This is a genomic window from Candidatus Binataceae bacterium (assembly GCA_035294265.1).
GTDB lineage: Bacteria > Desulfobacterota > Binatia > Binatales > Binataceae > DATGLK01.
In genome coordinates this window covers 31,192-58,076 of record DATGLK010000004.1, presented here as the reverse complement: position 1 = coordinate 58,076, position 26,885 = coordinate 31,192, and the positions used below count along the sequence as shown (strand labels likewise).

The following is a 26,885-nucleotide window of genomic DNA, read 5'->3' as shown; positions in this document are numbered from 1 at the left end:
TTGGGGCGTGCGGCATGAGCGCCACCACCTCGCTGCGTCCCCAAACCGCAGCTCGATCGCCCCTGCCCTCGTTCCCGGAGAGCGCGAGCACGCCAGCGAAGAATCGCGACCATTGCCGGACGAGGGGCAGGGATCAGACTTCATGATGCCCGTCACCCCACCAGCGCGCTGAGTCCCTGCTATGGGCTGTCGTGCTCCGGAGCGGCGGCGCCGGGTGACAGCGTCCCGGGCGCAGCGGCCGAAGAAGGAATCGGCACCGGTGGAATGCTCCCCGGATCGGGTGCCGACAACGAATCGGCATCGGTTCCCCCCGGCCCGCTGACCGGCGACGCACTGGGCTCGACCGAAGTTGCGGGTTCGGTGGCCGGTAGCGGATCGGCCAGCGCCTCGACCGCTTTACCGATTGGCGTAGGTACCCCACTCTTGGCTTCCACCGCCTTCTCCAGCGCATGCATGTCGATCTTATCGGTCAGCCCACGACGGCTGGCTTCGTTCAGCGTGTGCTGCCACAAGCCGGGATACCTGGCGTACAGGTCGTCGTGTACCTCAACGTAGAGCTGATCTCCGCGCCACCCGAATTTGACCGGCTGATAGACAAACTCCCCGGGCGTGCCCACCGGGGTCATCTTGAACAGGGCTTCGATATCCTCGGGGTACAGCCGCACGCAACCGTGACTGACTTCCATCCCCACCCCCCACGGCACGTTAGTGCCGTGCAAAGCATATTCGGGCAGGGTCAGTTCGAGCCGATATAGGCCCAGCGGATTATCCGGGTCGCCGCCTGGAATCACGTGTTCGGCTTCGCCGTCGCGCTCTAGATGCTCCTCGTAAATATCCTCAGGGACCACCCAAGTCGGGTTCTTGGTCTTGCCGCGAACCTTGAAAGTGCCGATTGGGGTACGCCAGTCCATCCGGCCCAGACCCACGGGAAAGGTGTAAACCACGCGCTGGCTGGCGGCAACGCCATGAATCTTCTGAGCGCGGGGAAAGTAGTAGACCCGCATCTCCGGGATATTCATGACAATTCCGTCGGGCTTGGCGTCGGGCAAAATATGTTCAGTGGGAAGAACGATCTGCTTGCCCACCGGTGGCGACCACCAATCCATATGATTGTTGGCGTCGGAGACCTCTTTGCCCGAAAGATCATAGAACCGACCGATATCGAGCAGGGTGTCACCCTTCTTGATGCGGTAGGTCATCAGATCGCCGATGATATTGTCGGGATGTTCGGGCAGCGGATAGGCCACCAAGGCGCGATGGGCGAAGTCGTCCTCGCTCCAGGCCCAGGCCATAGATGCTATCAGCCCAAAAACCACTGCCGCCGCGATCGCACCTCGCCAAAGCCGAAACCGCGAACCGCAACCGCCGCGCTCCGTGCCACGATTGTGCGCGCCCTTCATCGGTTACATCATAATTGATGGCCTAGCGGTCGGCAATTGGCCTGAGTTGCGCGTACTTCAAGACCAGCAGCTTGGTGCCGGCCCGCTCGAACTGAATCCAGGCCTTGGCGCCCTCGCCTCGTCCCTCGCGCTTGCGCACCACGCCGGCACCGAAAGTCGGATGAGCCACTCGCCGGCCGACGTCGAAGTCGCCTTCCTCCCCCGCCGGCGGTAGCTGGCTATCGGAATAATCGACGTGGATCTCGCCACGGGTGGGGACACGCAGTGGCTCATTACGCCCCACTGGCGCGAAGCGACGAATCAGGGTGGGATCGATTTCGCGCAAAAAACGCGAGGGGTGAGCCTCTTGCCGAGTGCCGTAAATTTCGCGCGACAAGGTGTTGGTCAGATAGAGCAGGCGGCGCGCGCGCGTCATCCCCACATACAGCAGGCGACGCTCCTCCTCGACTTCACCGGATCCCTGCGAACGGCTGTGGGGAAACAGTCCCTCCTCCATTCCGGTGATAAACACCACCGGATACTCCAGCCCCTTGCAGGTATGCAGGGTCATCAGGGCCGCGCTGCCGCCAGCCTGCGCGACCTGGTCGCTATCGCTGGCCAGTGCCACTCGCTCCAGGAAATCGGCCAGCCCGCCGGGTCCGTGTTCCTGATCGAAGCCGGCCGCCGCCGAGAGCAATTCTGTAACGCTCTCGCGCCGATCGGCGCCATCGGGCAGGGTATCGAGATAGGCGAAAAAGCCGCTGCGGGCCACGACCTCGTCGAGCAGCTCGCGCACTTTCATCTGCGGCGCGGTTTGGATCAGCGCCGACAGCCATTGATGGAGCGCGCTTACCTGGCGCGCGATGCGTAGCGCGATAGCGGATTCGGCCTCTGCCCGCCCCATCGCGGCAAACAGGCTGATGCCCTCGCGGGCGGCCGCCGCACCCAGCACTTCCAGCGTGCGCGCGCCCACTCCACGCGGCGGCACCGAGGTCAGCCGCTCCAGACTGAGCGCGTCGGCGGGGTTGGCGATCAGGCGCAGGTAGGCGAGCAGATCCTTAACCTCGCGCCGTTCGTAAAAGCGCGCTCCGCCGACCACGTAATAGGGCACCCGCCGCCGCACCAGCGCCTCTTCGATTACCCGTGCCTGAGCGTTGGTGCGGTAGAAAACCACCATTTCGGCGGGGCGAAAGTTCTCTTGTGCCAGGCGACCGATCTCGCGCGCGACGAAGTCCGCTTCGTCGCGCTCGGTGACCCCGGTATAGTGAACCACCTGTTCGCCGGTTTCATTCTCGGTCCACAGCCGCTTTTCCTTGCGCTCCGAATTATTGGCAATAACCGAGTGGGCGGCAGCCAGGATGGTCTTGGTGGAGCGATAATTTTGCTCCAGCTTGAAGACCAAGGCGCTAGGAAAGTCGCGCTCGAACTCCAGGATGTTGCGGATGTCGGCACCACGCCAGCGATAGATCGACTGGTCCTCGTCGCCGACCACGCACAGGTTGCCACTGCCGCGTGCCAACGCCTGCAGCAGCAGGTACTGGACCCGGTTGGTGTCCTGGTATTCATCGACCAGCAGGTAGTTGAAGCGCGCCTGCCAGCGCGCCAGCACCTCCGGGTGGGTAGCAAACAACTGATGGACCAAAAGGAGAAGATCGCCAAAGTCCAAAGCGTTGAGCGACTTCAAGCGGCCCTGGTAAAGACGATAGATCTCGGCGGTCAGGGCGCCTTCGGCGCTGGGATCGCGCGCCGCCAACTCGGCCGGACCGAGCCCCTCGTTCTTGGCCTGATCGATACGCGCGCGCAGCGCACCTACACCCAGCCCACCTCCGCCGCCGGCGCTCTCCAGCGCCCAATGGATAGTGGTCGCGGCATCGCCCTCGTCAAAGACGGTGAAGTTGCGGCCGTAACCCAAGGTCTCGATTTCCTGGCGCAGGATACGCGCGCAGGCGGAATGGAAGGTGCTAATCCACAGCTCGCCGGCCGAGGGACCCAGCAGTGCACGCAAGCGCTCCTTCATCTCGGCCGCGGCCTTGTTGGTAAAAGTCACCGCGAGCAACTGCCGGGGCGCCAGCTTGCGCTTCTCAAGCAGGTAGGCGATACGATACGTGATGACGCGCGTTTTGCCCGAGCCGGCACCCGCCAAGATCAATATGGGGCCGTCCCCGGCCGTCACCGCCGCACGCTGGGCCGGGTTGAGATCGTCAAGCCTGTTGGTCATTTATTTCCTGAAATACCGATCGAAGGTGAAGGTCTAAGAAAATAGCTGCTTTCGCACGTCAGGCAAAGCGGGCGCGCGCAGCATTGAAAAAGTCGATGGCCAGCTATCAGCCGCGAGATAAATTTTACCGCCAAGCGCGGGCCCAAGGCTTGCCCTCGCGCGCGGCGTTCAAGCTGAAAGAGATCCTGGAGCGCTATCCGATCCTAACGCCCAACGCACGGATCGTCGATCTGGGCTGCGCACCGGGCGGATGGCTGCAAATCCTGGCGCAAGCCGCGCCCTCGGGGCGGATCGTCGGAGTCGATCTGGTAGCTTGCCGAGCCCCGGCGCCGTCGATCGAAGTGATCGTGGGCGATGCCTGCGAGCAATCGGTCCAGCAGCGCATCATCGAAGCCCTGGGCGGTGCACCCGATCTGGTCACCAGCGACATGGCACCCAAGCTCAGCGGCATCCGGCTACGCGACGAAGCCCGCTCGCTGCAGTTGCTGGAGGTGGCGGCGCGCTTTGCCGCGGCCATCGTGCGCCCGCAGGGCACGCTTATCGCCAAGGTCTTCATGAGCGCGGACTTGAATAAGACCGTGGCCACGATGCGCCCGGCTTGGCGCAGCCTGGAATTGCTCCATACCCACGCATCCCGCCCCGGCTCGCGCGAACTCTATTTGCTCGCACGCGGCTACCTGGGCGCCCGCGCTCCAGCCTGACGGCCGTGCGCGGCATGCACCGGCACCACTCCGCCCGCTTCCTGCTGCGCCAATCGCTCCAGGATACGGCGCGCGGCGATCGGTCCGGCGTCGGCGCGGATGCTGACCATCGCGCGCGTCGGATCGCGCTCGATCGCGCGCTGCTGTTCCTGCAGGAGATGCCAATCCTGGTCGAAAGTTTTCTTAATCTCCTCGAATACGCGCTCGGTCAGGTCCTCATCCTTGGGCGCGTAGCTTTGCGCCTGCCCCCAGAAATAATGGCTGCTGCGCTCGGTCTCGGGCGTAATCGCGTTGAGGTTGTACATGCTCAGACCGTTGGCGCGATTACCCTGACGCGCACCCTGTCCGGTGGGTGCCGCGCCCACGTCCAGGCGCACGAAGGCAGGCGGCTCGAATTCGATTATCTGCCAGCGATCAACGTTGGAGGTAAAGCCCGCCGTGCGCACAAAAGTGGGCGGCGCCGGCTGATCGATGGTCCAGCGGATAACTCGCACCCGCTCGGCTTCATGTTCCACCGTGGTCTCGGCGTGCAGGGTGTTGGCCTGAGTGCCGATAGTCGCCCCATGAACGTAGGTCAGATGGGTCAGGTCGAGCAGGTTATCGACGATAAGCTGCCAGTTGCATTCCACCGGTAACCGCGCGCTGCGCGCGCCCCACTGGGAATCGTCCAGCCAGTGAAAGTCCGCAATCTTGTTAGGATCGGCCAGCGCCGGGTCGCCCATCCAGATCCACAGCCAACGATAGCGCTCCACCACCGGATAGCTCTTCACCCGTGCGGTCGGCGGAATGTGCTCCTGCGCGGGAATCAGTGCGCATCGCCCGCTGCGATCGAATTCTAGCCCGTGATAGCCGCATTGCAGATGTTCCCCGACCACCCGCCCCAGGTGCAGCGGAGCATGGCGATGGCAGCAACGATCTTCGAGCGCCGCGGCGATTCCCGCGGCAGTCCGAAAAATGACCACCGGTTCATTGAGGATTATGCGGCCCAGGGGAGTCTGGCTGACCTCTTGGCTGGCAGCCGCCACGTACCAGTAATTCCGCAGAAACATGCTATCTCCCATCGCCGCGCATTTTATTCCAGCTCGCCCTCGCCGCCGTCATCCTCGCCACCGAGGTCGCCGCCGCGCTCCAGCTCATCGACCGCCTCGTCAAATTCCGGCCCGCCCAACTCGTCGCCCATTTCGCGCCCCATCTTGCGCATCAGTCGAGCAACGCTCTTGGGATCGTTTTCGTCAACATCACCCAGCGCGGAAGGATCGCTCAGGGCGTCCAGCCGGGCTTCTTCGCTGCGCGGCGTGGCAAACCGCGACATCAAGCGACGCAGCTTGCGACTGCCGCAATGCTGGCAGATTTCGTCAACGGCTTCGCTTATGCGCAGGGTCAGGATGCTGGAACGCTTGCGACATTGAGCGCATTCGTATTCGTAAATTGGCATGGTAAATCGGCCCTCCGCAGAAACGAAAGCTCGCTGTTACCCGTAACGGTCAGTTCTCGGCCTAAAGATTTTCCTGACTGAGCGAACCGATGGCAAGGGTGCGGCTTTCATGGCAAGCGGGCACCGCGCGCGGGCCGCCCCGGCCTGAAGAGCAGACTGGTAGCGCGTGTGACCACGCCCAGCGGGGTTAGCCGAACCAGCATGGTGCCCAGACGATTAAACGGCCCGTTGACGTACAGGCGCCGGCCGCGCGTGGCCGCGCGCAAAGCCTGTTCGGCCACCACGCGCGCATCCATATATAAGAAGGTGGGAAGCCAGCGCCGTTCGGTGCCGGCCACGGCTTGAAACTCGGTGCGGGTCAACCCCGGACAGAGCGCCATCACTTGTACACCGCTGGCCGCCACCTCCTGGGCCACGGCCAGGGAGAAATTAAGCACGAAGGCCTTGGTCGCGGCATAAGTAGCCATATACGGCACGGGTTGAAAGGCGGCGGTGGAAGCAACGTTGATAATCGTCCCGCGCCCGGCCGCGACCATCGCGGGCAGAAACAGCCTGCTGGTTGCCACCAGCGCACACACGTTAAGTTCGATCTGCTCCAGCTCGCGCTCCAGCGGGAGGGCCATCAGCTCGCCTTGCGTGCCAAAACCAGCGTTGTTAACAAGCAGGTCCAGCGTCGCGTTCTCGGTCGATACCTGGGTGTGCAGCCACGCCGGCGCATCGCGATGCGACAGGTCCAAGGCGTGCACGGCCGCGCTCGGGGCTCCCAGGCGCAGCGCTTCCTGGGCGATCGCTTGCAACCGTTGCGCGCGACGCGCCACCAAAATCAGATCATAATGCTGGCGCGCCAGGGCATAGGCGAATTGCTCGCCGATCCCGCTGGAAGCGCCGGTAATTAGCGCTCTCGCCATTGATCCGAAACAATAGCGCCGCCCAAAGTGTGCGTCCTTTAGATTTTGTCGCCCTTGTAACTGGTCAGATCGATCAGCTCCAGCGTGTTGCCGTCGGGATCGAAGAAGTAAAAGCGCGGCCCGTTGACATTTTCTCCACGCCGATCCTCTTCGGAAAGGATCTCCACTCCGGCGGCGCGCAACTCTTCCATCGCGCCGGCGTAGTCGTCATGAGCGATCATGAAGGCGTGATGGACTGCCCGCACGCCGGCGGTGGAAATCGGCTGATCGACCTTGACCAGAATGACGCAATCCCCCGCGGCATCCAGAAAAGCCATGCCACTTTTGGGTGGGGCAGAGAGAAACTTCAAGCCCAGGCGCTGGGTGTAAAATTCCCGGCTGCGCTCCAAATCGGTCACCGGGATGGAAATGTGAGCGAGCCCTCTGGTTCTAATCATCGCCTTAGCCTCGCTTATGCTTGAGTGTTCAGCAGCTTGTACTCTACCACGGGCAGCGCCCCCTTTGGCCAGGGACGCGCACCGGCTGGCAGATGGGCGCCGAATCAGGCCATTCGTGCACTGCCGCTATCGATCTGTGCTTGACAGCGTGTGGCCGATGGATTTAACAAAACCGTATGGAAGCCAAACTGCAAAGCTTTGCCGAAGCCTGCCATCGTATCCTAGCCGAGCAACCCGGTATCGAGGGACGCGAAAAAGTCCGAACCTTGTTGGAGCAGGCGCTCAAGGACGACGCCTTCGTGGCGCCCTATCTTGGGGACGACATGCCCCCGCGCAAGCTGCTCTATGAAGACCCCGAGCTTGGCTTCTGCATCTTGGCCCATCGTTTTAGCGGCGGCGGCAACGGTGCGCCACCGCACGATCACGGCCCGTCGTGGGCAATCTACGGCCAGGCCCGCGGCCAGACCCTGATGAGCGATTGGACTCTGATCGAGCCAGCCTCCGAGGATAAGCCGGGCACGGTGCGACTGGCCAAGAGCTATACACTGACGGCGGGGATGGCGCACGTTTATAACGAGGGTGACCTGCACTCGCCACGCTTCGAGGCGCCCAGTTGGCTCATCCGCATCGAGGGCCGGGACATGAGCAAGGTCCATCGCCTCAGCTACCGCGCTGTCTGATGCCCTGAGCGATAATCCAAGGCCCCTAAGCAAGCGCTCCTGCACCTGCGCACCGGCCATCCGCGTTGTGGGCCGTGGTACCTTGGCGGTAGGCTCGACCTGCGAGCGCCAGCGGGCCTCAGCCGCCGCCAAAGGCGGACTGCACCAGGCGGCCGTTTTGCAACACGATGAACGATTCAACCGACTGTCCAGCCGACGTGATCGTGGTGATGGGCGCCCCCGAGGCCAGCCCGGTGGAGGCCAGCGGATAGACCGTGACATTGACGGTTGCACCGCCGGTTGAGCCGATGATCTGGTACACGAACAGCGCCACCGGGGTGGTTGAATAAACTGGCGGCAAAAAAGGCGCCACCAGTTCCGAAGTGCCGGCGGCTAGCGGAGGACCGCTGAAGGTGCCCGCCAGAGTGAGCGCTCCGGTGCTCGCATTCACTCCGTAGGCGTAAATGTTGCTCGTAGCCTGGTCCACGCCCCAGGAAAACGGGCTTTCCGGCGGCAGCGGCGGCAGCATCTGCGCGCCCGCCGCCACGCTGCCTGAACTGGCGCCAAGCGTGCCGTTGGAGCCAATCGGGTACTCGGTAATCGACCCCGAACTGGTGGACCACAAAATCGGGAGCAAAGTCAGCGAGGGCTGCCCGGTAGAGGTATTAATCGTAATGCTGAAGGGCAGCAGGGGCAACGTGGAGGCCAGGGTGGTAGTCTGCAGCGGTGACCCCACCGAGCCGGTAGCGCCGACTGGATAAACCGCGAACGCCCCGGCGGTGTTGAAAAGATCCAGGGTACTGCCAATCTCCGGCACGAACGCCGCCACTGGTTCCCAGAGGCTGGAGCTGGTCAACGGCGGTAAGGACACGGTGGAAACCGCTGTCAACGTGCCATTGGCGCTAGTGCTGAAGGTGTACAGCGACTGAGTGTTGGAAATTCCGGGGCTCGAGACGCCATACGCGAACGCCGTGGTACTGGCCAATACTAGCGACGGGGCGCTGAGAGTCTGAATCGGGGTGCCGCCGATAAACCCGCTCGAACTGACCGAATAAACATTGCAAGTACCCACCGGCAGCGCCGTGCCAAAGGCCCAGACCGCGCTGGGCACGGTGGCGCCGGCCGGAATGAACGGCTCAAAACTCACGCCGGCGAGCGAAACCGTAGTTGAGCTACCCAGCGTGCCGCCGCTGTTAATCGGAAATTGCGTGACCGTAATCGTAGGGCTCAAAAGACTGCTGATTGCCGCCCACAGCACGCCGCTTCCATAGATCTGCAACCTGGCGTTGGTCTGCCCGCTGGCCACGATGCCCAGCGAGGTGAGCATTCCGGTGCCGCTATTCACCGAGTAACCCCAAATGTCGCCGCCGCTGTCCACTCCGTAGCAAAGCGCTCCGCTTTGAGTACAAGTCAGGCTTTGCAGCCCGCTGCCGGTAACGACCGCGCCGGACTGAGCGGTAGCTCCGGTTGAGCTGTTTGTAGAGTATTCGACGATCTGCGGCGAAGGAGCGGAGGAACCGGTCTGGAAAGCGTACAGCCCCGCTACGCTGGGTGCGAACGGGGTCGCGGGCGTAGGCGTCGCGGTCGGAGTCGGAGTCGGAGTGGCGCTGGGACTTGGGCTCGGCGTCGGCGTGGGCGACGGCGTCGGCGTGGGCGTCGGCGTTGGCGACGGCGTGGGCGTGGGCGCGGTAGTGACCGTCGCGGTTGGGGTCGCGGCGCCCGTGGGAGTCGGGCTGGGCGGCCGTAAGGTGGGTGTGACCGTCGGCACAAACGTGACCGTCGCGGTTGGAGTCGGCGTGGCGATCGCCACGCAGGTCGGGCAGGGATCGCACGCATTCAACAGCATCGCCGCGCCCAAACCGAGCACCGCCGCGGTGACCGCGGCTCGCAATCCGTGCCGGCGGCTACTCGCGGCGTCCCAACCGCGTGCGCGGCGGCGCGCAGGAACCCGGATCGCTCTGACTATCTTCGGTAACCGCTTCAAGGCTTCGCCTACTCGACCCAGTTGAACTGCTTGTAAAGGATGATCTGGCCGTACTGATGAGCCGTGCCGTAGCCGGCCTGCGCGTCGATCCCGGCGTGCCAGGGCCGGTAATAAAGCCCCAGGTCGGGCCCGCCCTGGCCGGCCACCGAACTGACGAAACCACCGCCGTAGATCGCGCCGCCGCCCCCGGCCATCAGCAGGTAATCCTCGGTCGAGGCCAGCACGGTGCGCAAATCGATCGAGCTGCTGGTCACCCCGTTTTGATAGTCGTGGACCGCGCTCACCAGAAGATTGAGTGGATGGCGGCTATGCGCAATCAGCCAGGTTGAAAGGTCGCCCTCGATATCGGCCGCGTTACTGTCACCTGCGTCGCCCCCGCCCAACAGGTAAAGGTGAGTGTTGTTCCACACCGTCAGGTCAACGCCGCCTTGGAAGCGGCCGAAGTTGAAGCGCGCCGAATGGCCGGTGCTGGGCGCGAGCGGATCAGCGAAACCCTGCCCCATGAAGAGCTGATAGCCTGTGGTCCGGACCACCGCCCCGATGTAACGGGTGATGCTCTGCTCGAATTGAAAGCCCTCCTGGGTGACCGCGTATTGGTCACTAACAAAGCCGCCGCCAAAGATAGTCAGGCTGAGGGTACCGGGCTCCTGAAGGTTGAAGAAATTGGGGAAGTATGTGGAAAAGATCGCGGCTGGGGGCACTTGGGCATAGGCAACCGATGCCCCCCATGCAAAGATAACGACCATCATCAGGAGCCGGCCCATCTGACCGCCTATTCTCTGTGGTTGAAAAGCTCTCATGGCGTTGGCTCCCTGAACTAACGGTTCACCGGGACCGTACAGGCGGGACAAACCGGACAGGCTGGCGGCGGGGCGCCACCGATACTCGGTGCCGCGCCGGGATAGCCGCCGGGACCCACCCCGACGCCTCCCATCCCGGCAATGCCTAGCGGTCCGGCCGGCAACGGTGGTCGCGTACCACACACCACCGTCTCGTAGCCCGCTTCGACCTGCACCGTGGCGGCCGGCGCCGCCCGCGCCGCAACCTGCACCAGACCAACGTCAACCGCAACGTCGCTGGACGGGCTGTTGCCGCAAACCGGCGACTGCAGAGCGAAAGCGACGCTGAATTGAGTCCCGCGCACGCCTGCGATCGCGTTGGGGGTTTGTACTTGGAATGTCGGCGCCGCGCTGCGCAGGGCGGCGGTAACCAGCGAATCCACCCGCCCACCAAGCAGGCCAATGGTGGTGCTTTGCCGGCCACCGGGACCTATTACCTGCTCGTCGATGACCAGAACGCTCTGCTCGCTCAGCTCCAACCGACTGTTATCCGCCAACACGATCGCCAAGTGGGCACCAGCATCGGTGGTCAAACGATCGCGCAACGCCACCGGCATTCCAGTAACCACCGCAAGTGTGCTGCTCCCCCGACTCAAATGGGCACTGCCCGAAACATCGGCAATTTGTCCAACCGGAGTTTGAGCGAGGCTAGGACTAACCGGCAAGAAAAGCATCAACGAAACAAGCAGGCAGAGGGCGAATTCAGCTTTGTTTTGCATTCGCTTGCTAACCACTGCCTTACAGTGTTTAGCAAATAACTCACTATATATCCAGATTATTATCCTTCACAATGAATCAAATTTTTTGTTATTGAACCACACAGCCCTTAATAAAAGCTACCTGGGACAGCGCTCGCCAACGGACAGCGGGACGTTGCCTAGCAACCTGCCATCGCGCGCACGCCTAGTTATCGAACCGATCAGTAGGCGCCATTTAAGCGCATCGCGCCGATTTCAGAGGTTGGGCTGGCGTGGGAACTTGAGAAACGGTAACGGGGTGCCGCGATAGGTAATGGTGCTGGCCCATCGGCCAGGCGGCGGCAGGAAGCCCTGGGCTCCGAAGTACGTCACATAATCGTCCTGATCGACTCCGTCGCCGCTGACCCCGAGAGCGCCCACCAAGGCGCCATTTTTGAATAGCGGCACCGAACCGGGAAATACTGTCAGCCCCTCCCCGCTGGGCAGGCAGGCGGTTGGATTCTGCGCATAGAACTGCTGCTGAATCTGGTAGAGCGGGCCCGGGGCGGTGCCGTCGATTCCGGGCGGATAAAAGGGCTGGGCCAAAAAGTCGGTGGTGCGAGTGGTAATCGCCAGCCCCGGGGGCGCGCCGAGGGTTTGCTCCAGTTGCTGCGCCAAGAGTTGGGCAGGGTCGCTGAAGGCCGTCACGGTCAGGTCCTTTTGCACCACGATATCGAGGCTGAACATCGTGGCGTCATTGGTCCGGAACAGGCCCAGGATATTGCCCTGCAGGTCGGTGACGCCTACCTGCATCCGGACCGGCAGATCGATTGGCAGCCGCAGCGCGCTGCGCGTGGTCCTTTCGATCTCGAGGGCCTGTGTGAGGATGGTGGTTACGTCACCGGCGGTAAGTCCACCGGCCATCGGGCTGCTCACGATCGGAAAACGGAGTTCGCCCGGAACTCCTGCCAGCGTAGCCTGCGGGAAGCTGAGCGGTGGCGCGGCCTGCACCGGGTAGGCCGGCGCGATCGTCCCAGGCAACGCGCCAAAAGCAATCGGGCTCAAGGCACTAGGTGTGCGTTCGCCAATCCAGTCTAGGCGGATTCCGTCGAGCAGCACGTTGCTGGCGACGATCGAGGCCGGTGCCGCATAACCGGCGTCCGCCCCAGCCAGCGCCACCACCTCGTCCTCCTCGCCGCCGGTGGCATCCGCGCCGATGCCGCCAGCCAGCGCTCCGCTGACATAGACCGGAATTCCACCCAGCGCCCCTGTCAGGCCATTGCCGTTAGGCTGCACCTTGCTGCAGGGAAGCGAGGAATATTGCAGGCCAAACAACGGCCCAGGGGGCGAGTTGACCACCCCGGGTGGGAAATGGGGCTGGGTTATTTCGAGTGCGGTGCGAGTCGAAAAGGCGTTCTGGTCGCTGGATAGAAAAGCTGCCGTGCGGGCCTTCTCGATCGCGATTTGGATCGTCGAGCTTTGCCCGCCGTTGATCAGCGCGTTGATCGGGTCGCCGTCGGGACTGACCGCGGGCGCGTTGGCCATGGCAAAAACACCCAGCACGCTGCCTTCCCGATCGACCACCGCGATGACCTCGGGCTGGCCGTCGCGGACCGCCTGCGTCACCGCCCCGGCGATTAGGTTGCGCACATCTCCAGCGGTGAGCAAAGCGGTAGGCAGCGGGGTAATCACAGCGGCGCTGGGTGGCGTGCCGTTGCCAGCGGCGCTTCCACCACCGGCGCCGCATCCGCTTGGTCCCAACAGCAGCGCGGCGCAGATCATCAAGTCGACCGGCAGCCGAAGTTTTCTCACCTCAGCCTCCGCCCAGGGGCAACTGGCGACAATAACACCATGATGCCACAGGCTAACCAAAATCGAAGCCTGTAACAAAATACACCATATATAAAGTCATTTGACAGCAGCTCCCGAATCGGGCAGGCTTCACTCCTAACGCTCGTGGCCCAGTCAGACAAACTGCCCCCCGCCGAGGTGTGGCGCAGGCTTGCGGCGATTGAGCCCTACTGCCACTTCACCCCCCCGCAGGCCGACAATTTTCTGAGCGCCTACCAGCAGAGCGACGCGATCAAGATCGTCGCCTTCACTGCTCATCAGCTCATCTGCCGCAAGGGCGAGTACGAACTCGATTTATGTTTCGTGCTGTCGGGCACGGTTGAGCTCCACGACGAGGTCGCGGGTAAAGGCCGCACGCGGGTCGCCACCCTGCGCGCGGGAAGCATGTACGGCGAACTGGGCGCGCTGAGTGGACTGCCGCGTTCCACCGATATCGTAGCCGGCCCCTCGGGCGCCGAGATTCTTTATGTCGCCAGCCACGCGCTGAAGTTCATCGAGGCTAATCCCGAGGCGCGCAAGCTGCTGATGGAGCGCTACCGTGAGCGCGCGGTGCGGGTCCTGGCAGCCGAGGTCGAGTTGTTCGAGGGCGTAAGTGGCGAATTCATCGAGCGCCTGATCCCTCATTGCGAACTCCAGCGCTACGACCTACGCGGTATCACCATCGTTCGCCAGGGCGACGAAGGTGATGCCTTCTATGTCGTGCGCAGCGGCTTCGTCCAGGTGGTCCGCCAGCGCGAGGATGGCAGCACGCGGGTGCTCGCCTATCTGCGGGCCGGCGAATACTTCGGCGAGATGGCGCTGTTGGGCGAGGGGCGGCGCTACGCCAGCGTATTGACCGCCGGCAAGTGCGAATTGCTCAGGATCGGGCGCGCCGACTTCCTCGACCTGTGCCGCCAATTTCCCGACGTGGAGCGCCGCCTGTTCAGCCTAATCGAACGGCGCCGGCGCGAAGAGCAGCAGATTACCCCCGAGCTATCGGCGATGCTGGCCACTAGCGGCCAGCTCGGGATGATCCAGGCCGACGCGCTGCTGGTGATGGATCTGGAGCGCTGCATCAAGTGCGACGCCTGCGTCACGGCCTGCCGAACCCTGCATGGCGAAAGCCGCCTCATCCGCACCGGGATCACCCTGGGCAAGTACTTGGTGCCCGCCGCCTGCCGCCATTGCGACGACCCGCGGTGCATGAGTGCCTGTCCCACCGGCGCGGTCAAACGACGGCCGGGCGGTGAAATCTTCTTCCAATACGACCAGTGTATCGGCTGCGCCAACTGCGCCATCGCCTGCCCTTACGACAATATCGCGATGATCGAGACCCCCAGGTTCGACGCCGCGCAGGCGCGCAAGCAGCGTGCGACCGGTAACCGTCGGATCTTTCGTCCGCTGGCCCGCCACGACGCCGAGTCATGGTGGGCGCGGGTAGCCGCGGCCTGGCGCGAGCGTCGCTACGAGAACCTCGCGCCCGCCTTGTGGCGCCGGATCCTCCACCGCAACCGGAGCGCGGCCGACAAGCCGGCGCAGCCGAGTTCCGCGCGCACGCACGTTCCGCTCTCCTATCCGATCAAGTGCGACCTGTGCGACGGTCTGCCCTTTATGGGCTGCGTTCACAGCTGTCCGACCGGGGCTGCGATGCGCATCGATCCCGCCGCCCTGTTTGCTCAAACCGGCGCGCTTTCCATCGGCTCGCGGGTCAGCAAGGCCCACGGCGACAACGGTTGAGCGCTTCAACTTAAGAGCGTCCGGGGAGCAATGAACGCTACGGTCACGGCCAGGCTGGAGGTAAGTCGCCGTGCCGCGCGCCTGCGCGAGTTACTTTCAATTCGCCTGCTGCCGCTCATCGTGCTCTGCTCGATAGTGGTCGTGGTGGCGCATCACCTGACCGAGCCGTTTGCCCTCCACCTCAGCGCTTACCATTCGGGCTTCATCACCTTAGCCGCGTTCGTCTTTGCCGGATGGTACAGCGTGCGCAAACGTTTTACCTGGCTCGGCCTGCATATGTTGGTTCTCGCCCAGCGTGTCACTCCCGCACCGCTGTTCCGTCTGGTGCGGTTCTGGGACCGGCTGGAAACCCGGCGCGCGATTCACGTCGCGGCCGGCATCCTGGCCTTGTTGCCACTGTGGTGGCACACCCAGACCCACTTGATGGGCCCGCTGGAGACGGTTCTAGCCTTCGCGGTAGTCACGTTGCTGGCAAGCGGCCTGTTTGGCGCGCTGCTGCAGGATTTTCTTCCGACCGCGATGACCCATCGGGCCGCCCGCGAGGTTCGGCTGGGCGATGTGGAGAGCGCGATCAACCTGCTCTTCGCCCAGGCCGAGGAGAAAATTCTGGGCCACAGTGAAGCTCTGATCGGCGCCTATCTCGGCCACGTCAAACCCATCCTGGTCGGCACTTGGCCCCGGCGCGCCTTGTTGGCCGCCTCGCTTCGGGGCCGCGACGCGGGCGTAAGCTGTGCAGCCGAACTTGCGCGCTATCGTGGCCAACTTACGCAGGATGGTGAGTTGTGGGATGAGCTGAGCGCTCTCGCCGCGCACAAGGTCAACCTCGAGCAGAACGCCTTCAACCTTGAGTTTGGCACCCGCTGGCTGGGCTTTCATCTCGCGATCGCGGCACTGACCGGCGTTTTGGTCGTGTTTCACGTCCTGGCAGTGTTCTATTTCGCTGGCCTATGAAACTGCGCGCTAAGCTGGGTGCCGCCGGTGCGCTCGCTGCCCTGAGCCTGTTCGCGCTTCTGGCGGTCCATCGCAGCTATTCTCCCGGCTCTGTGCTCCCGGGCCATCAGTCCTTTGCCGCTCAATGCGCCGCGTGTCATCAGCCCTGGCGCGCGGCGGACAACGGCGGATGTGCGGCTTGCCATGGCGCGATGCCCAACAACCCGCACGCGGGCAGCGCGCTTGACGACAAGGATGGCGGGCTGATCGCCGGCTTTCATCTGGCGGGAATGAATGACCAACTTGCCTGCCTTTCATGCCACGTCGATCACCGCGGAGCCCTCGACCTGCCGCGCGCCGCCGGTTTCGCCTGCACCTGGTGTCATCAGCATCCCTCGCTGGCCGAGGTGCAGCGTCACGCCTTCCGGAGCCGGCGCGATCTGATTCGCCCTTACGGTTCGATTCACGCCTTCAAGATCGGATACTCCCATCGACAGCATCTGCAACTGCTGCTCAAGCGCGGCGCCGCGCCGGCCTGCCAGAGCTGTCACGTCGTGCAACGTGCTTCAGCGCCCGCGGCGCCGGCACGTTTTGTTCTGGCCTGGAGTAGCTGTGCGGGCTCCGGTTGCCATCTGAATCCGCAGGATCGCTATCTCAATCTTCCCGCCAGCGTGGGGAGCGCGCCCCGCTTCCTGGCATACTGGCGGATGATCAGGCTGAAGCACCTCGACGCCCGCTTCGACCACTCCGCCGACCATTTGCGCTCGGCCTGCGAGCGATGCCACATGGCGATTGCCACCAGCACCCGTGTGGGAGACCTTCCGTCGCGCCAGACGCTCAATTGCTTCAGTTGCCATGCGCATCAGCCCTTGCCCGAAAGATCCGCGCCGATGCGCCGCGTCGCGCTGGGGCGCGACGTGGTATTGGCCGCGACCGCCGGCCCCGCGCCCATCCGGGCGCAGGCCAGGACGGTTGAATGCACCCAATGCCATGCGTTTCATCGCTACGGTTCGGCGCCGTCTTACGATTTCAACCGCCCTGCGCCATTGCGCTCGCCCCGGATGCGCGGCACGGGATTGCAATTGGTCCTCTACCTGCCGGTCTTGTCACGTTCCGGGGGCTCGATGAGCGGCTTCCAGTTTCAACCCACCACGCTGAAGCCCTGGTGGCTGGGACTGCTGGGGCTGCTCGCTTCATCGCTGTTGGCGCTGGTTTACTTGCGCGCCATCCCGCATCTGGTCAGCGGGGATTCGGGCGAGGAAGGCGGCATCGCGCCACGCATCCAACAGGTTCCCAAGCTGGACGATACCTACCAGAGTACGGTGCCAGGGCTTTACGTGGTCGGCGAAACGGCCGGCACCGCGTCGATCAATCTGGCGATGCGCTCTGGCCGCCAAGCGGTAGAGTTCATTGCCAACCAGCTCAAATTCAACCCGCGAACGCCGGCGCCCGAGATCTATGACGTGGCGATTATCGGCTGCGGTCCCGCCGGGATCAGCGCCACTTGTACCGCCAAAGCCAGCGGGCTGAGTTATCTGGCGCTGGAGAAGGAAACCGCGGCCGGCACGATTCGCAACTATCCGCGGGGTAAATTCGTCCAAAGCACCGCCATCGAGGTCGCCGAATACGGCTCGTTCTTCATGGAAGGGGACACCTCCAAGGAGGTGCTACTCAAGGAATGGGAGCGGATCCTGGCCGAGACCGGCATCACCATCAACGAACGCGAAGAGGTCAGCGCAATCCGCGCGCGCGAGGGCTATTTCGAGATCCTCACCTCCGCCTCCCGTAGCTACCAGGCGCGCTACGCCGTGTTGGCCATCGGCCTGCGCGGCTCGCCGCGCCGCTTGAAGCTTGCGGGCGAGACCCCCGATCGCGTCTTCTACAGTTTGATTGAGCCTTCCGAATTCCAAAACCGCAGGCTCCTGGTGGTCGGCGGCGGCAATGCCGGCACCGAGGTCGCCCAGGCGCTGGCCGATCCTCAGCTTCACAACATCGTCAGCTACTCGTTCCGCACTCCCGCGCTGGGCCCGCCGGTCACGCCGGAGAATGCCGAGAAGATAAGCCAACTGCAGCGCCAGGGCCTGATAACCATCTATCCTGCCAGCGCGCTTACCGGGCTGGCGCCCGGCAAGGTGGTGCTCGAACCCTTTGGCGCCGCGCGCAGCGGCGAACTCAGCGCCGGCGCCAACGCGATAGTCATCACCGAGCCCACCGAGTTGGACAACGACTGCGTGTTCGCGATGCTGGGCGCCGAACTGCCCACCCGGTTCATGGAATCGATCGGCATCCAAATGGAGCGCAAGGGGCGGTGAACGGCAATCGCCCGTCCCCGAGGAGCGGTCGGCTCACAGCACCGGAATGTTGTCCTGCCAATGCTTGAACTTGCGATCGAGATGGACGCTGAAGGGCTGCTCGCTGGGCCGATAGCAGGGGCGCTTGATCACGTGACAGTTCTCGCAATTGCTCTGGCGCACCGCCATCTTGCGCAGGTCGAGCATGCCGGCCGCCACCGCCGCCGCCATCTTGGCCGGGTCGTTGCCAATCTCGCCGTGCACGTTCTTTTTCACCCAGTCCGAAGCCGCACCATGACAGGCCTCGCAGGAGACCCCCTCGGTCGGATCAGGCGCGCTGTCGCTGCCGGCACCGGTAGTATGGCAGGTTAGACACATCGCACCGTCCGCCTGTCCGTCCGCCAAGCCAACCTTTCTGGCGGCTTGTTTGCCCCAATCGCTTTCCAATGCATCAAAGGCTTTGCGATGGGGATCCTGCTTCCAGATCTCCATCGGATTACTCTTCTGACCGTTAGGGCCGATGATGGTCAGGGCCTCTTTGCGGCCGTGGCAGTCTTCGCATTGAGAGGAGCCGACATATTGATGGTCGGCGGCGTGAGCCGCTGTCGCAAGCGCGACACACCCAACCAGCCCGATTATCGTCAAGCAGAGAAACTTCATGCCCAAAGCCCCTTTTCCTAGCCATCGGCAGATGTTTCTACTAGACTTCGCTACATATTGCAAAATTTATCTGGCAGGGTGCTCATCGCGTTATTCTTGATCTAACATGACCTGAGAAGTAGATCTCGCGCATTCGGTTGTGGCGACAGGATCGGAAAAGCCTCTTTCGCGGCATGCGCGACTCGCGCTGGTGGTTCTTACCGCGCTATTTACCGGGGCTTATGCGAATGCGGCCGCAATGGATGCCACGATCCCTGCCGCCAGCTCCCGCCCCGCACCTTCCGCCGCGCCCTCTCCCAGCGCAGTCGACCCCGAGACGCAAAAGATGCGTCGGCAGGCCGCGGAATGGAACGTCCCGGCGCCGGCGCTCAAGCCCCTGGGTTTCGCGGCCCCTGGCCTGCGGTCGTTTCAGCCTCCGGCGTGGGCGGCAAGCAGCGGCCTAATCCCATTCGAAGATCGGTGGCGGATAGGGTTCCCGGATTGGAACCGCTATGTGAACGGTACGCCGGGCGAATATCCCTACCGGCTGGGCCGTTGGTGGGACCCGTACGATCAGAACGTGATCAAGGGTGACTATCCGATTTGGGGCCAGCACACTTTTTTCGATTTCACCGCGGTCAGCGACACGATCGCGCAGTTCGATCGCACGCCCACCGCCAGCGGGGTCAGCGCGCAGCCGACGCCCGGTTTTCAGAATTTTTTTGGCGGCGGAAATGAGCGCTCGCTGCAACAGAATTTCATCACCTCCTTCGACCTCTTCCATGGTGATGCGGGCTTCAAGCCGCTGGACTGGGAGCTGCGCTTCACTCCGGTGTTCAATGTCAACTATCTCGACGTCTCCGAGCGCGGGGTGGTCAACGTCAACCCGGCCGACGGCACCACCCGCCTGGACGGCCATGTCGGGATCCAGGAGCTGTTCTTTCAGTACAAGCTGTTGGACCTGAGCCCCAACTACGATTTCGTCTCCGCGCGCGCCGGGATTCAGCCCCTGGTCAGTGATTTCCGCGGCTTCATTTACGTTGACCAGGAACCCGGCGTGCGCCTGTTCGGCAATTACGACGACAACAAGATCAACTACAACCTGGCTTTCTTCGAGCAGCTCGACAAGGACACCAACAGCGGCCTCAACACGGTCTTCAGGACCCGCGGCCAACAGGTGGTGGTGGCCAACCTGACCCGTCAGGACTTCTTTTTTTCCGGCTACGACGCGCAATTGGACTTCGACTACAACCACGACGCCGGCGGCTTCCATTATGACAACAACGGTTTCCTGGTGCGTCCGGCTCTGGTCGGCAGCGTCGTCGCGCATACTATCAACGCGGCTTATTTCGGCCTCACCGGCCAGGGCCATATCGGCCCTATCGAGATAAGTCACGCCTTTTATGAAACCGTCGGCAGCGACAGCTTCAACCAGATCGCCGGCCACGCGGTCAACATCAACGCCCAAATGGCGGCGCTCGAACTGGCCTATCCGCGCGATTGGCTGACCTACAAGGTATCGTTCTTCTACGCCTCCGGAGACGGCAACCTCAATAGTCATACCGCCACCGGCTTCGACGCCATCCTCGACAGTCCCGACTTCGCCGGCGCCCCCTTCAGCTATTGGAGCCGCGAGGGGATAGGCTTGCCGCCCACCGGGGTTGCGCTCAAAAGCCCCTTCAGCCTGCTGCCCAACCTGCGCAGCTCCGAACTTCAGGGCCAGGCCAACTTCGTCAATCCGGGCCTGCTGCTCTATAACCTCGGCCTGGAAGCGCGGCTGACCCCCGAGCTGACCGCGGTGGTCAATCTCAACTACGTCCAGTTCGCCGCGGTCGGCGTGCTTGAACAGTTGCTCCACCAGAACAACCTCAGCCGCGACATGGGGTTCGACACCAGCGTGGGCTTGATCTATCGGCCGCTGCTCATCGACAACGTGATTTTCGAGGTCGGCGGCGCGCTCTTCACCCCGGACCGCGGCTTCAGCCAGATCTACACCAGCCAGGAACTGTACTCGGTCTTTACCGCCATGACGGTGACCTACTAGAGCGGGCGGCGATGGCAGGCCCGCGGGCAAAGTTTGCGACGGTGATCCTTGCTTGCGCCCTGGCGATGGCCGTGGGCGTAGGCCGGGCGCTCGCCCGCCGCGCGGCGGCGCCGGACCCGGCGGTTGATCCGGGCGCGATGCTGTGGGAGCGGCCCGCGCCCGACCGCGGAGCTTACCAAAAGCCGCTCATTCCCCCCGACATCTCCCAACAGACTCAGGCCGCCGCCGATCGCAAGAGCAAGGGCTGTATCGCCTCGGGATGCCATCGGGGGATCGAGGACATGCATCCGCAGGGACTGCCGATCGGATGCACCGATTGCCACGGCGGCAACCCCGAGGCCAGCCTCAAGCAGGCAGCCCACGTCCAGCCCCTGTACGCCCGCGACTGGCCCGCCGACGGGCGGATGCCGGTGCGTTCGTACGCGATGCTCAATGACGAATCGCCCCAATTCGTTCGCTTCGTCAATCCCGGCGACCTGCGCGCCGCGCGGATGGCGTGCGGCAGCGCCGGCTGCCACGTCGATGAGGTGGAAGACGTACGCAAGAGCATGATGGCGACCGGAGCGATGCTGTGGGAGGCGGCGCTCTACAACAACGGCGAGTATCCCTCCAAGATCGCGCGCTTTGGCGAAGCTTATACCGAAGATGGACGCCCGGCGCGGGTCCGTACCCTGCCGCCGCCCAGTGCGGCCGATAAGCTGGCGCACGGCGTGCTCGATTTTCTCGATCCGCTGCCGCGTTTCGAAATCTCCCAGCCGGGCAATATTTTGCGCGTCTTTGAGCGCGGCAACGATCGGCTGAGCAGCCGTGGCCTAGGCACCGAGGTGCGCACCGATCCGGTATTTCTAAGCCTGCAGAAGACTCGCCTGCTCGATCCCACGCTGTGGATGCTGGGCACCAACGACCATCCCGGCGACTTCCGCAGCAGCGGATGCAGCGCCTGCCATGTGATTTACGCCAACGATCGCGATCCCAGCCATTCGGCCAAATATGCTCGCTACGGCAACCTCGGCCGGAGCTTTTCCGCTGACCAGGCGATTGACCATCACGTCTCGGGTTTCCCTATCCGCCATCAATTCACTGACGCGATCCCCTCCTCGCAATGCGTGGTCTGCCACGTCCATCCCGGCACCAACGTGGTCAACAGCTATTACGGGACGATCTGGTGGGACAACGAAAGCGACGGCGAATTTTTCTATCCGCCCCACGACGCGCACAAGAGCGCCGACCAGACCGCAATCGATCTGATGGCCAATCCCGAGGCCGCCGCGGTACGCGGGCGCTGGTCGGACCCGGCCTTCCTGGCCGACTCGGCGAAGCTCAATCCCCAGTTGAAGCACGTCCAGATTGCCGATTTCCACGGCCATGGATGGATTTTTCGCTACGTCTGGAAGCTTGATGAAGGCGGGCGGCTGCTCGACGCAAATAATCGCGTGATTCCCTCCAGCGCGCCCGATAAATGGCGCCGCGCGGTCAAGCTCGACGACCTTCACCAGGAAGCCGGCATGCAATGCGCCGATTGTCACTTCGAGCTCGACGCCCACGGCAATGGCAAGCTCTACGGCGAGGTCCGCAACGCCATCGCGATCCGCTGCGAGGATTGCCACGGCAGCTTTAATCGGCGCGCCACGCTGACCGCCAGCGGCAACGCCGGGTGGGAGCACGGGCGGCCGATCAACATGCGCACTTATCCCGCTACCCGGAGAACCGATTTCGGCAACCGCTTTATCGACACTCGCTTCGCCATCCGCCAGCAGTCCTCGATGGGTTACAAGCGATGGGTCGTACCGCAACTCGTGGATCTGGACGACGCCCATTCGCCCCATTACCGGCTCGCCGATGAGCCAGCCCGTTACGCCCATACCATTGAGAAGGACGGCAAAACCTGGGGCGACCTCAAGGTTGCCGATTCCCAGCTCGCCCATCCGCTCTCCCAGATGACCTGTCAGAGCTGCCATTCGGCCTGGGTACCAAGTTGCTTCGGCTGCCATCTGCCGATGAAGGCCAACATGCGCCGGCCGCTGCTCCATTACGACGGCGACATGACCCGCAACTGGACCAGTTACGACTTCCAAACCCTGCGCAGCGACGTTTTCATGCTCGCCCGCGATGGTGTCGTAACCGGCAATCGGATCGCCCCCGCCCGCTCCTCGTGCGCGGTGCTGGTCAGCTCCTATAACGCCCGCCGCGACGTGATCTACACCCAACAGCAACCGGTCTCGGCCGACGGCTACTCGGGCGAGGCCTTCAGCACCGCCGTGCCCCATACCGTGCGCAGCACCGAGACGCGGCGCTGCACCGATTGCCACCTGTCGGCGGAAAACGACAATAATGCCCGGCTGGCGCAGCTCTTGATGCTGGGCACCAACTTCGTCAATTTCATCGGCCGCTTCGCCTGGGTCGCCGAAGGGCGCGACGGTCTGCAGGCCGTGGCGGTCACCCAGCGCGACGAGCCGCAGGCGGTCTTCGGCAGCCACCTGCACCAGCTTGCCTATCCCGACGAATATGCGGCCTTCGTCAAAGCCGGCCGGCGGCTGACCGAGAACTACCGCCACGGCTCGGCCGATTGTCTGAGTATCCAGAACCGCGGCGAATACCTCTATACCGCCGACGGCCCGGGCGGCCTGGAGGTCTATGACATCGCCCATATCGATGACAAGGATTTTGCCGAGCGCATCATCACTGCTCCGGTCTCGCCGCTGGGTCAGCGCACTTACGTCAGGAGCAGATTCGCCACCGCCGTCGCGCTTCCAAGCACCCTGCTGATCGACCCCGCCCGCTCCCGCCAGCCGCAAAACCTGGAAGCGCCGATTCCCGCGATGTACGCCTATGTGTACGTCACCGATCGCGATGAGGGACTGATCACGGTCAACGTCGCGACCTTGGGCGACGGCAATCCGGACAACAATTTTCTCAGCCGCGGCGCGACCTTCAATCCCCAAGGCCGGCTCAACGGGGCGCTCAATCTTGCGATAGTCGGCCATTATGCCTACGTGCTGTGCCGGCGCGGACTGGCGGTAATCGACATCGCCGATCCCCTGCGGCCGCGCCTGGTTTCGGAGCTGGGCGCACCCTGGCTGCGAGCGCCGCGCGCGCTCCAGGTGCAGTTCCGCTACGCCTTCGTGGTCGATGCCGAAGGGATGAAAGTACTCGATGTCACCGACCTCGATCATCCCCAGCCGGTGCCGGGCGCAGTGGTAAAGCTGGCTGACGCGCGGAACATCTATGTCGCCCGCACCTATGCCTACGTCTCCGCGGGACGGCAGGGGCTGGTAATCGTCAACGTGCGCCGGCCCGAACACCCCGAGATCGATCAGGTCTTCAACGCCGGCGGCCAGATCGATGATCTCAACGACACCAAGCTTGGCATGACCGACGCCAGCCTTTTCGCCTACCTGGCCGACGGCAAAAACGGCTTGCGCGTGGTTGAGCTGATGTCACCTGAAACCCCCGGCTACCAAGGCTTTTCACCACGCGTAAGCCCCCGCCTGATAGCCACCTTTCCCACCTCGGGGCGCGCGCTCGCGCTGCCCAAGGGACTCGATCGCGATCGGGCGGTGGATGAGAGCGGCCATCAGATTGCAGTCTTCGATCGCTTGGGTGCGCGACCGTTCACCCAGTCTGAAATGCGCGCGCTATATATCCGCAACGGCAAGCCCTACATCGTCAACGACCAACCCGACCCGGCCGGCGACGTGGCCCAGCGACGCCATTGAGAAGATCCGATTCGGCCAAGCTTCTGCTTTCGATATCAACGGCCGTCTTTTGCGAGTCTTGTATTTAAGCAATTGACGCATCCAAATTTAGCGTAACCTCACCAGAAATCCGGCATTGGCGCTTAAATTCAGTTAGAGCTACTATTCAATAGCGGATGGGCGCATTGACAAAGATTTTGTCCGGCAGGCTGCGCACCTTTCTCATAGGCGCTTCGATCACGGTAGCGCTGTTTGTGCTCAACTCTCACTATCCCACGCTGCTGAACTTCATCGAGCTCAAAGCCGATGACCTGCGCCTGTATGCTCGCGGCGTCAAAGCGCCCACGGGTGTGGTGGCGATCGCCGCGATCGACGACAAGAGCGTGGCCGAACTGGGCCGATGGCCCTGGCCCAGGGCCACGATCGCCAAGCTGGTCTCGGCGCTGCAGGCCTATCACGTCGCGGTCATCGGCTTCGACATGGTCTTCAGCGAAGCCGACAACGCCGATCAGGCGCGCGCCAACATCATCACGGAGCTGCGCCGGGCCGGAGCGCCGCTGGATCCTATCGAGCGGGCACTGGGACCGGCCAACGATCCGGCCTTGGCCGCGGCGATAAAGGCGCAGGGAAAGGTTTTTATCGGCTATCCGCTGGAGCTTCCGGACTCCCACAACCGCGGCCAAGTGAACCCCGGATTTTTAAGCCATGTGGTGCCGCCGGGACCGATGACCTACGGCTTGGTACGGCTTCCCCCCGGCCCACGTCCGTCCCTGCCAATCGCGATCGCCTACATGCCCAACCAGCCGGTGCTCAACCGCGCCGCGCGCGGCACGGCATACATCGACGCGCCCAGCGATCCCGATGGAATCTTTCGCACAGAGATGCTGGTGATCCGCTTGGGCGACCGCTACTGCGAGCCCCTGTTCCTGGCCTTGGCCAGCGCCTACGCGGGCGGTGCGATGACCTCGCTTACGCTGGCGAACTACGGGGTTGCCGCCGTCAAGGTCGGAGCGATCGAGGTGCCGGTGGATGATCAGGGCAAAATGCTGGTTAACTTCCGCGGTCCCGCCTACACCTTCCCCTACTACTCGGTCAGCGACATCGTGGCCCATCGGGTGGCGGCCGACAAACTGGCGGGCAAGATCGTCCTGGTCGGAGCGACCGCGCTGGGGCTGGGCGACAAATGGTCGACCGCGGTGGGCTCGAACTTTCCCGGCGTCGAAATCAACGCCAACGCGATCGACAATCTGCTGGTCGGGGACTTCATCCGCCGTACCGCGGTAACGGCCGGAATGCAGCAGGTGGGCGCGCTAACGATCGGATTTGCGGTGAGCGCGGCTGTAGCCTTGCTCTCGGCCGCCTGGGCGGGCGCCGCCGCCCTGGTGCTGTGCCTACTCTACTACTTGGCGGCACAGCACCTGCTTCTGGCCGACGGCCTGATGGTCGGAGTGGTTACTCCGGTGGTCATCGCCTTCGTCACCTACGGCGGTCTTAGCAGTTACCGTTATCTCACCGAGGAGCAGGATCGGCGCTACCTGCGGCGGGCCTTCGAGTTCTATCTCCATCCCGCGGTCATCGAAACTCTGGTGCGAGACCCGCGAGCGCTCAAGCTGGGCGGCGAACGGCGCCACTTGAGCATCCTGTTCGCCGATATCAAAGGATTCACCAGCCGCGCCGAGCGGACGCCGCCCGAGGAGCTGGTGGCGGTGCTCAATACCTATATGACCGCGATGATCGACGTGATCATGCAAAGCGGAGGCGTGGTGGACAAGTTGATGGGCGACGGGATTATGGCGTTTTGGGGCGCGCCCGCCACCATGCCCAACCCGGCGCGCAGCGCCGTGGACTGCGGGCTGGCGATGCTGGGGGCGCTGGACAAATTGCGCCAAACCGCTCCCGCCTTTGCCGACCTTTCCATCGGCATCGGTATCGCCACTGGCGATGCGATCGTCGGCAATTTCGGCGGCAAGCAGCGCTTTGACTATTCGGTGATTGGCGACACCGTCAACCTGGCCTCGCGGATCGAAGGCCTGACGCGCTTCTTCGATGTGCGGTTTCTGGTCAACGAGCAGACTTACGCCGAAGCCCAGGGCGAATATATCACCCGCACCATGGGTCTGGTGCGGGTCAAGGGCAAGCAGCATCCGGTGGCTATCGTGGAAATCGCCGGCCGCGCGAAAGACTCGCTGGATTTGGGCTTCTATCAGAGTTTCTCCGCCGCGGTGCACCAGCTAGTCAACGGTTCCCAGCCCCAAGGCTGGGAGGCGATGCGCAAGCTGGCTGAACGTTATCCGCGCGACCATGCTATCAGTCTCTACCTGGACAAGATGGAGGTTGCCGCCTCCGCGCCCGTGGCGCCCTCGGGCGGCTGGAATTCGCGCTTAGGGCTGTCGCGTAAAAAGCCGCCCAGCCCTCCGCCTGCCACGCAGCCGGTCGTATTCGAACTGGAGACCAAATAGGGGCATTGATCAGAGGGCTGGCC

The 26,885-nt window shown here is 63.4% G+C and carries 20 protein-coding genes; 9 read left to right on the top strand and 11 right to left on the bottom strand.

The window, feature by feature from the left end; genetic code table 11:
* Positions 1-179: 179 nt before the first annotated feature.
* Both VKV28_00475 and VKV28_00470 read right to left on the bottom strand, forming a co-directional pair.
* On the bottom strand, positions 180-1,292 hold the full coding sequence (locus VKV28_00475) for a L,D-transpeptidase family protein (protein ID HLH75253.1): 1,113 nt from the start codon (positions 1,290-1,292) through the stop codon (positions 180-182).
* 130 nt (positions 1,293-1,422) lie between these two features.
* Positions 1,423-3,597 (bottom strand): UvrD-helicase domain-containing protein, encoded by a 2,175-nt coding sequence (locus VKV28_00470; GenBank protein ID HLH75252.1) that lies wholly within the window; start codon positions 3,595-3,597, stop codon positions 1,423-1,425.
* Positions 3,598-3,692: 95 nt separating this feature from the next.
* Between VKV28_00470 and VKV28_00465 the strand changes: the two genes are divergently transcribed.
* On the top strand, positions 3,693-4,298 hold the full coding sequence (locus VKV28_00465; protein HLH75251.1) for an RlmE family RNA methyltransferase: 606 nt from the start codon (positions 3,693-3,695) through the stop codon (positions 4,296-4,298).
* Here VKV28_00465 and VKV28_00460 read toward each other — a convergent pair.
* The 4 genes from VKV28_00460 to VKV28_00445 form a co-directional block, all read right to left on the bottom strand.
* A complete protein-coding gene (locus VKV28_00460; GenBank protein ID HLH75250.1) occupies positions 4,271-5,347 on the bottom strand; it encodes an aromatic ring-hydroxylating dioxygenase subunit alpha in 1,077 nt (358 codons plus the stop codon). The two genes, VKV28_00465 and VKV28_00460, sit on opposite strands and share 28 nt — an antisense overlap.
* A 23-nt stretch (positions 5,348-5,370) precedes the next feature.
* On the bottom strand, positions 5,371-5,733 hold the full coding sequence (locus VKV28_00455) for a zinc ribbon domain-containing protein (protein ID HLH75249.1): 363 nt from the start codon (positions 5,731-5,733) through the stop codon (positions 5,371-5,373).
* 107 nt (positions 5,734-5,840) lie between these two features.
* Positions 5,841-6,641: an SDR family oxidoreductase gene (locus VKV28_00450; GenBank protein ID HLH75248.1), complete on the bottom strand. Its 801-nt coding sequence runs from the start codon at positions 6,639-6,641 to the stop codon at positions 5,841-5,843.
* 38 nt (positions 6,642-6,679) lie between these two features.
* Complete coding sequence (locus tag VKV28_00445) at positions 6,680-7,078, bottom strand: VOC family protein (protein ID HLH75247.1); 399 nt, start codon at positions 7,076-7,078, stop codon at positions 6,680-6,682.
* Between the two features lie 176 nt (positions 7,079-7,254).
* On the opposite strand from VKV28_00445, the gene VKV28_00440 reads away from it, so the two are divergent.
* On the top strand, positions 7,255-7,758 hold the full coding sequence (locus VKV28_00440; GenBank protein ID HLH75246.1) for a hypothetical protein: 504 nt from the start codon (positions 7,255-7,257) through the stop codon (positions 7,756-7,758).
* Between the two features lie 118 nt (positions 7,759-7,876).
* On the opposite strand, the gene VKV28_00435 is transcribed toward VKV28_00440, so the two are convergent.
* Positions 7,877-9,082 (bottom strand): hypothetical protein, encoded by a 1,206-nt coding sequence (locus VKV28_00435; GenBank protein ID HLH75245.1) that lies wholly within the window; start codon positions 9,080-9,082, stop codon positions 7,877-7,879.
* A 256-nt stretch (positions 9,083-9,338) separates the two neighbouring features.
* Here VKV28_00435 and VKV28_00430 point away from each other — a divergent pair, with 256 nt between their 5' ends.
* Positions 9,339-9,746: a hypothetical protein gene (locus VKV28_00430; GenBank protein HLH75244.1), complete on the top strand. Its 408-nt coding sequence runs from the start codon at positions 9,339-9,341 to the stop codon at positions 9,744-9,746.
* Here VKV28_00430 and VKV28_00425 read toward each other — a convergent pair.
* The 3 genes from VKV28_00425 to VKV28_00415 form a co-directional block, all read right to left on the bottom strand.
* On the bottom strand, positions 9,730-10,521 hold the full coding sequence (locus VKV28_00425) for a hypothetical protein (GenBank protein ID HLH75243.1): 792 nt from the start codon (positions 10,519-10,521) through the stop codon (positions 9,730-9,732). The genes VKV28_00430 and VKV28_00425 overlap by 17 nt on opposite strands.
* A gap of 17 nt (positions 10,522-10,538) precedes the next feature.
* Positions 10,539-11,129, bottom strand: coding sequence for a FecR family protein (locus tag VKV28_00420; protein HLH75242.1), 591 nt, complete (start codon positions 11,127-11,129; stop codon positions 10,539-10,541).
* A gap of 384 nt (positions 11,130-11,513) precedes the next feature.
* Positions 11,514-13,049, bottom strand: coding sequence for a heme-binding protein (locus VKV28_00415; GenBank protein ID HLH75241.1), 1,536 nt, complete (start codon positions 13,047-13,049; stop codon positions 11,514-11,516).
* Between the two features lie 144 nt (positions 13,050-13,193).
* Between VKV28_00415 and VKV28_00410 the strand changes: the two genes are divergently transcribed.
* Genes VKV28_00410 through VKV28_00400 form a run of 3 tightly spaced genes read left to right on the top strand, consistent with a single transcriptional unit; the run spans position 13,194 to position 18,046 of the window.
* Positions 13,194-14,804, top strand: a complete 1,611-nt coding sequence (locus VKV28_00410) for a cyclic nucleotide-binding domain-containing protein (GenBank protein ID HLH75240.1) — start codon at positions 13,194-13,196, stop codon at positions 14,802-14,804.
* A 30-nt stretch (positions 14,805-14,834) separates the two neighbouring features.
* On the top strand, positions 14,835-15,755 hold the full coding sequence (locus VKV28_00405; GenBank protein HLH75239.1) for a hypothetical protein: 921 nt from the start codon (positions 14,835-14,837) through the stop codon (positions 15,753-15,755).
* Complete coding sequence (locus tag VKV28_00400; protein HLH75238.1) at positions 15,752-18,046, top strand: NAD(P)-binding domain-containing protein; 2,295 nt, start codon at positions 15,752-15,754, stop codon at positions 18,044-18,046. The genes VKV28_00405 and VKV28_00400 overlap by 4 nt, the downstream gene beginning before the upstream one ends.
* Positions 18,047-18,079: 33 nt before the next feature.
* Here the strand turns inward: VKV28_00400 and VKV28_00395 are convergent, their stop codons facing one another.
* On the bottom strand, positions 18,080-18,685 hold the full coding sequence (locus VKV28_00395; protein ID HLH75237.1) for a multiheme c-type cytochrome: 606 nt from the start codon (positions 18,683-18,685) through the stop codon (positions 18,080-18,082).
* A gap of 238 nt (positions 18,686-18,923) precedes the next feature.
* Here VKV28_00395 and VKV28_00390 point away from each other — a divergent pair, with 238 nt between their 5' ends.
* The 3 genes from VKV28_00390 (at position 18,924) to VKV28_00380 (ending at position 26,862) form a co-directional block, all read left to right on the top strand.
* Positions 18,924-20,708 (top strand): hypothetical protein, encoded by a 1,785-nt coding sequence (locus VKV28_00390; protein ID HLH75236.1) that lies wholly within the window; start codon positions 18,924-18,926, stop codon positions 20,706-20,708.
* Positions 20,709-20,719: 11 nt separating this feature from the next.
* On the top strand, positions 20,720-24,424 hold the full coding sequence (locus tag VKV28_00385) for a hypothetical protein (protein HLH75235.1): 3,705 nt from the start codon (positions 20,720-20,722) through the stop codon (positions 24,422-24,424).
* Positions 24,425-24,588: 164 nt separating this feature from the next.
* On the top strand, positions 24,589-26,862 hold the full coding sequence (locus tag VKV28_00380; protein HLH75234.1) for an adenylate/guanylate cyclase domain-containing protein: 2,274 nt from the start codon (positions 24,589-24,591) through the stop codon (positions 26,860-26,862).
* Positions 26,863-26,885: the final 23 nt, after the last annotated feature.

Excerpts from the sequence above, each read along its gene's own strand:
- VKV28_00475 (HLH75253.1), bottom strand. The coding sequence starts at position 1,292 with ATGGCCTGGGCCTGGAGCGAGGACGACTTCGCCCATCGCGCCTTGGTG.
- VKV28_00470 (HLH75252.1), bottom strand. The coding sequence starts at position 3,597 with ATGACCAACAGGCTTGACGATCTCAACCCGGCCCAGCGTGCGGCGGTG.
- VKV28_00465 (HLH75251.1), top strand. The coding sequence starts at position 3,693 with ATGGCCAGCTATCAGCCGCGAGATAAATTTTACCGCCAAGCGCGGGCC.
- VKV28_00460 (HLH75250.1), bottom strand. The coding sequence starts at position 5,347 with ATGTTTCTGCGGAATTACTGGTACGTGGCGGCTGCCAGCCAAGAGGTC.
- VKV28_00455 (HLH75249.1), bottom strand. The coding sequence starts at position 5,733 with ATGCCAATTTACGAATACGAATGCGCTCAATGTCGCAAGCGTTCCAGC.
- VKV28_00450 (HLH75248.1), bottom strand. The coding sequence starts at position 6,641 with ATGGCGAGAGCGCTAATTACCGGCGCTTCCAGCGGGATCGGCGAGCAA.
- VKV28_00445 (HLH75247.1), bottom strand. The coding sequence starts at position 7,078 with ATGATTAGAACCAGAGGGCTCGCTCACATTTCCATCCCGGTGACCGAT.
- VKV28_00440 (HLH75246.1), top strand. The coding sequence starts at position 7,255 with ATGGAAGCCAAACTGCAAAGCTTTGCCGAAGCCTGCCATCGTATCCTA.
- VKV28_00425 (HLH75243.1), bottom strand. The coding sequence starts at position 10,521 with ATGAGAGCTTTTCAACCACAGAGAATAGGCGGTCAGATGGGCCGGCTC.
- VKV28_00405 (HLH75239.1), top strand. The coding sequence starts at position 14,835 with ATGAACGCTACGGTCACGGCCAGGCTGGAGGTAAGTCGCCGTGCCGCG.
- VKV28_00400 (HLH75238.1), top strand. The coding sequence starts at position 15,752 with ATGAAACTGCGCGCTAAGCTGGGTGCCGCCGGTGCGCTCGCTGCCCTG.
- VKV28_00395 (HLH75237.1), bottom strand. The coding sequence starts at position 18,685 with ATGAAGTTTCTCTGCTTGACGATAATCGGGCTGGTTGGGTGTGTCGCG.
- VKV28_00390 (HLH75236.1), top strand. The coding sequence starts at position 18,924 with ATGGATGCCACGATCCCTGCCGCCAGCTCCCGCCCCGCACCTTCCGCC.
- VKV28_00385 (HLH75235.1), top strand. The coding sequence starts at position 20,720 with ATGGCAGGCCCGCGGGCAAAGTTTGCGACGGTGATCCTTGCTTGCGCC.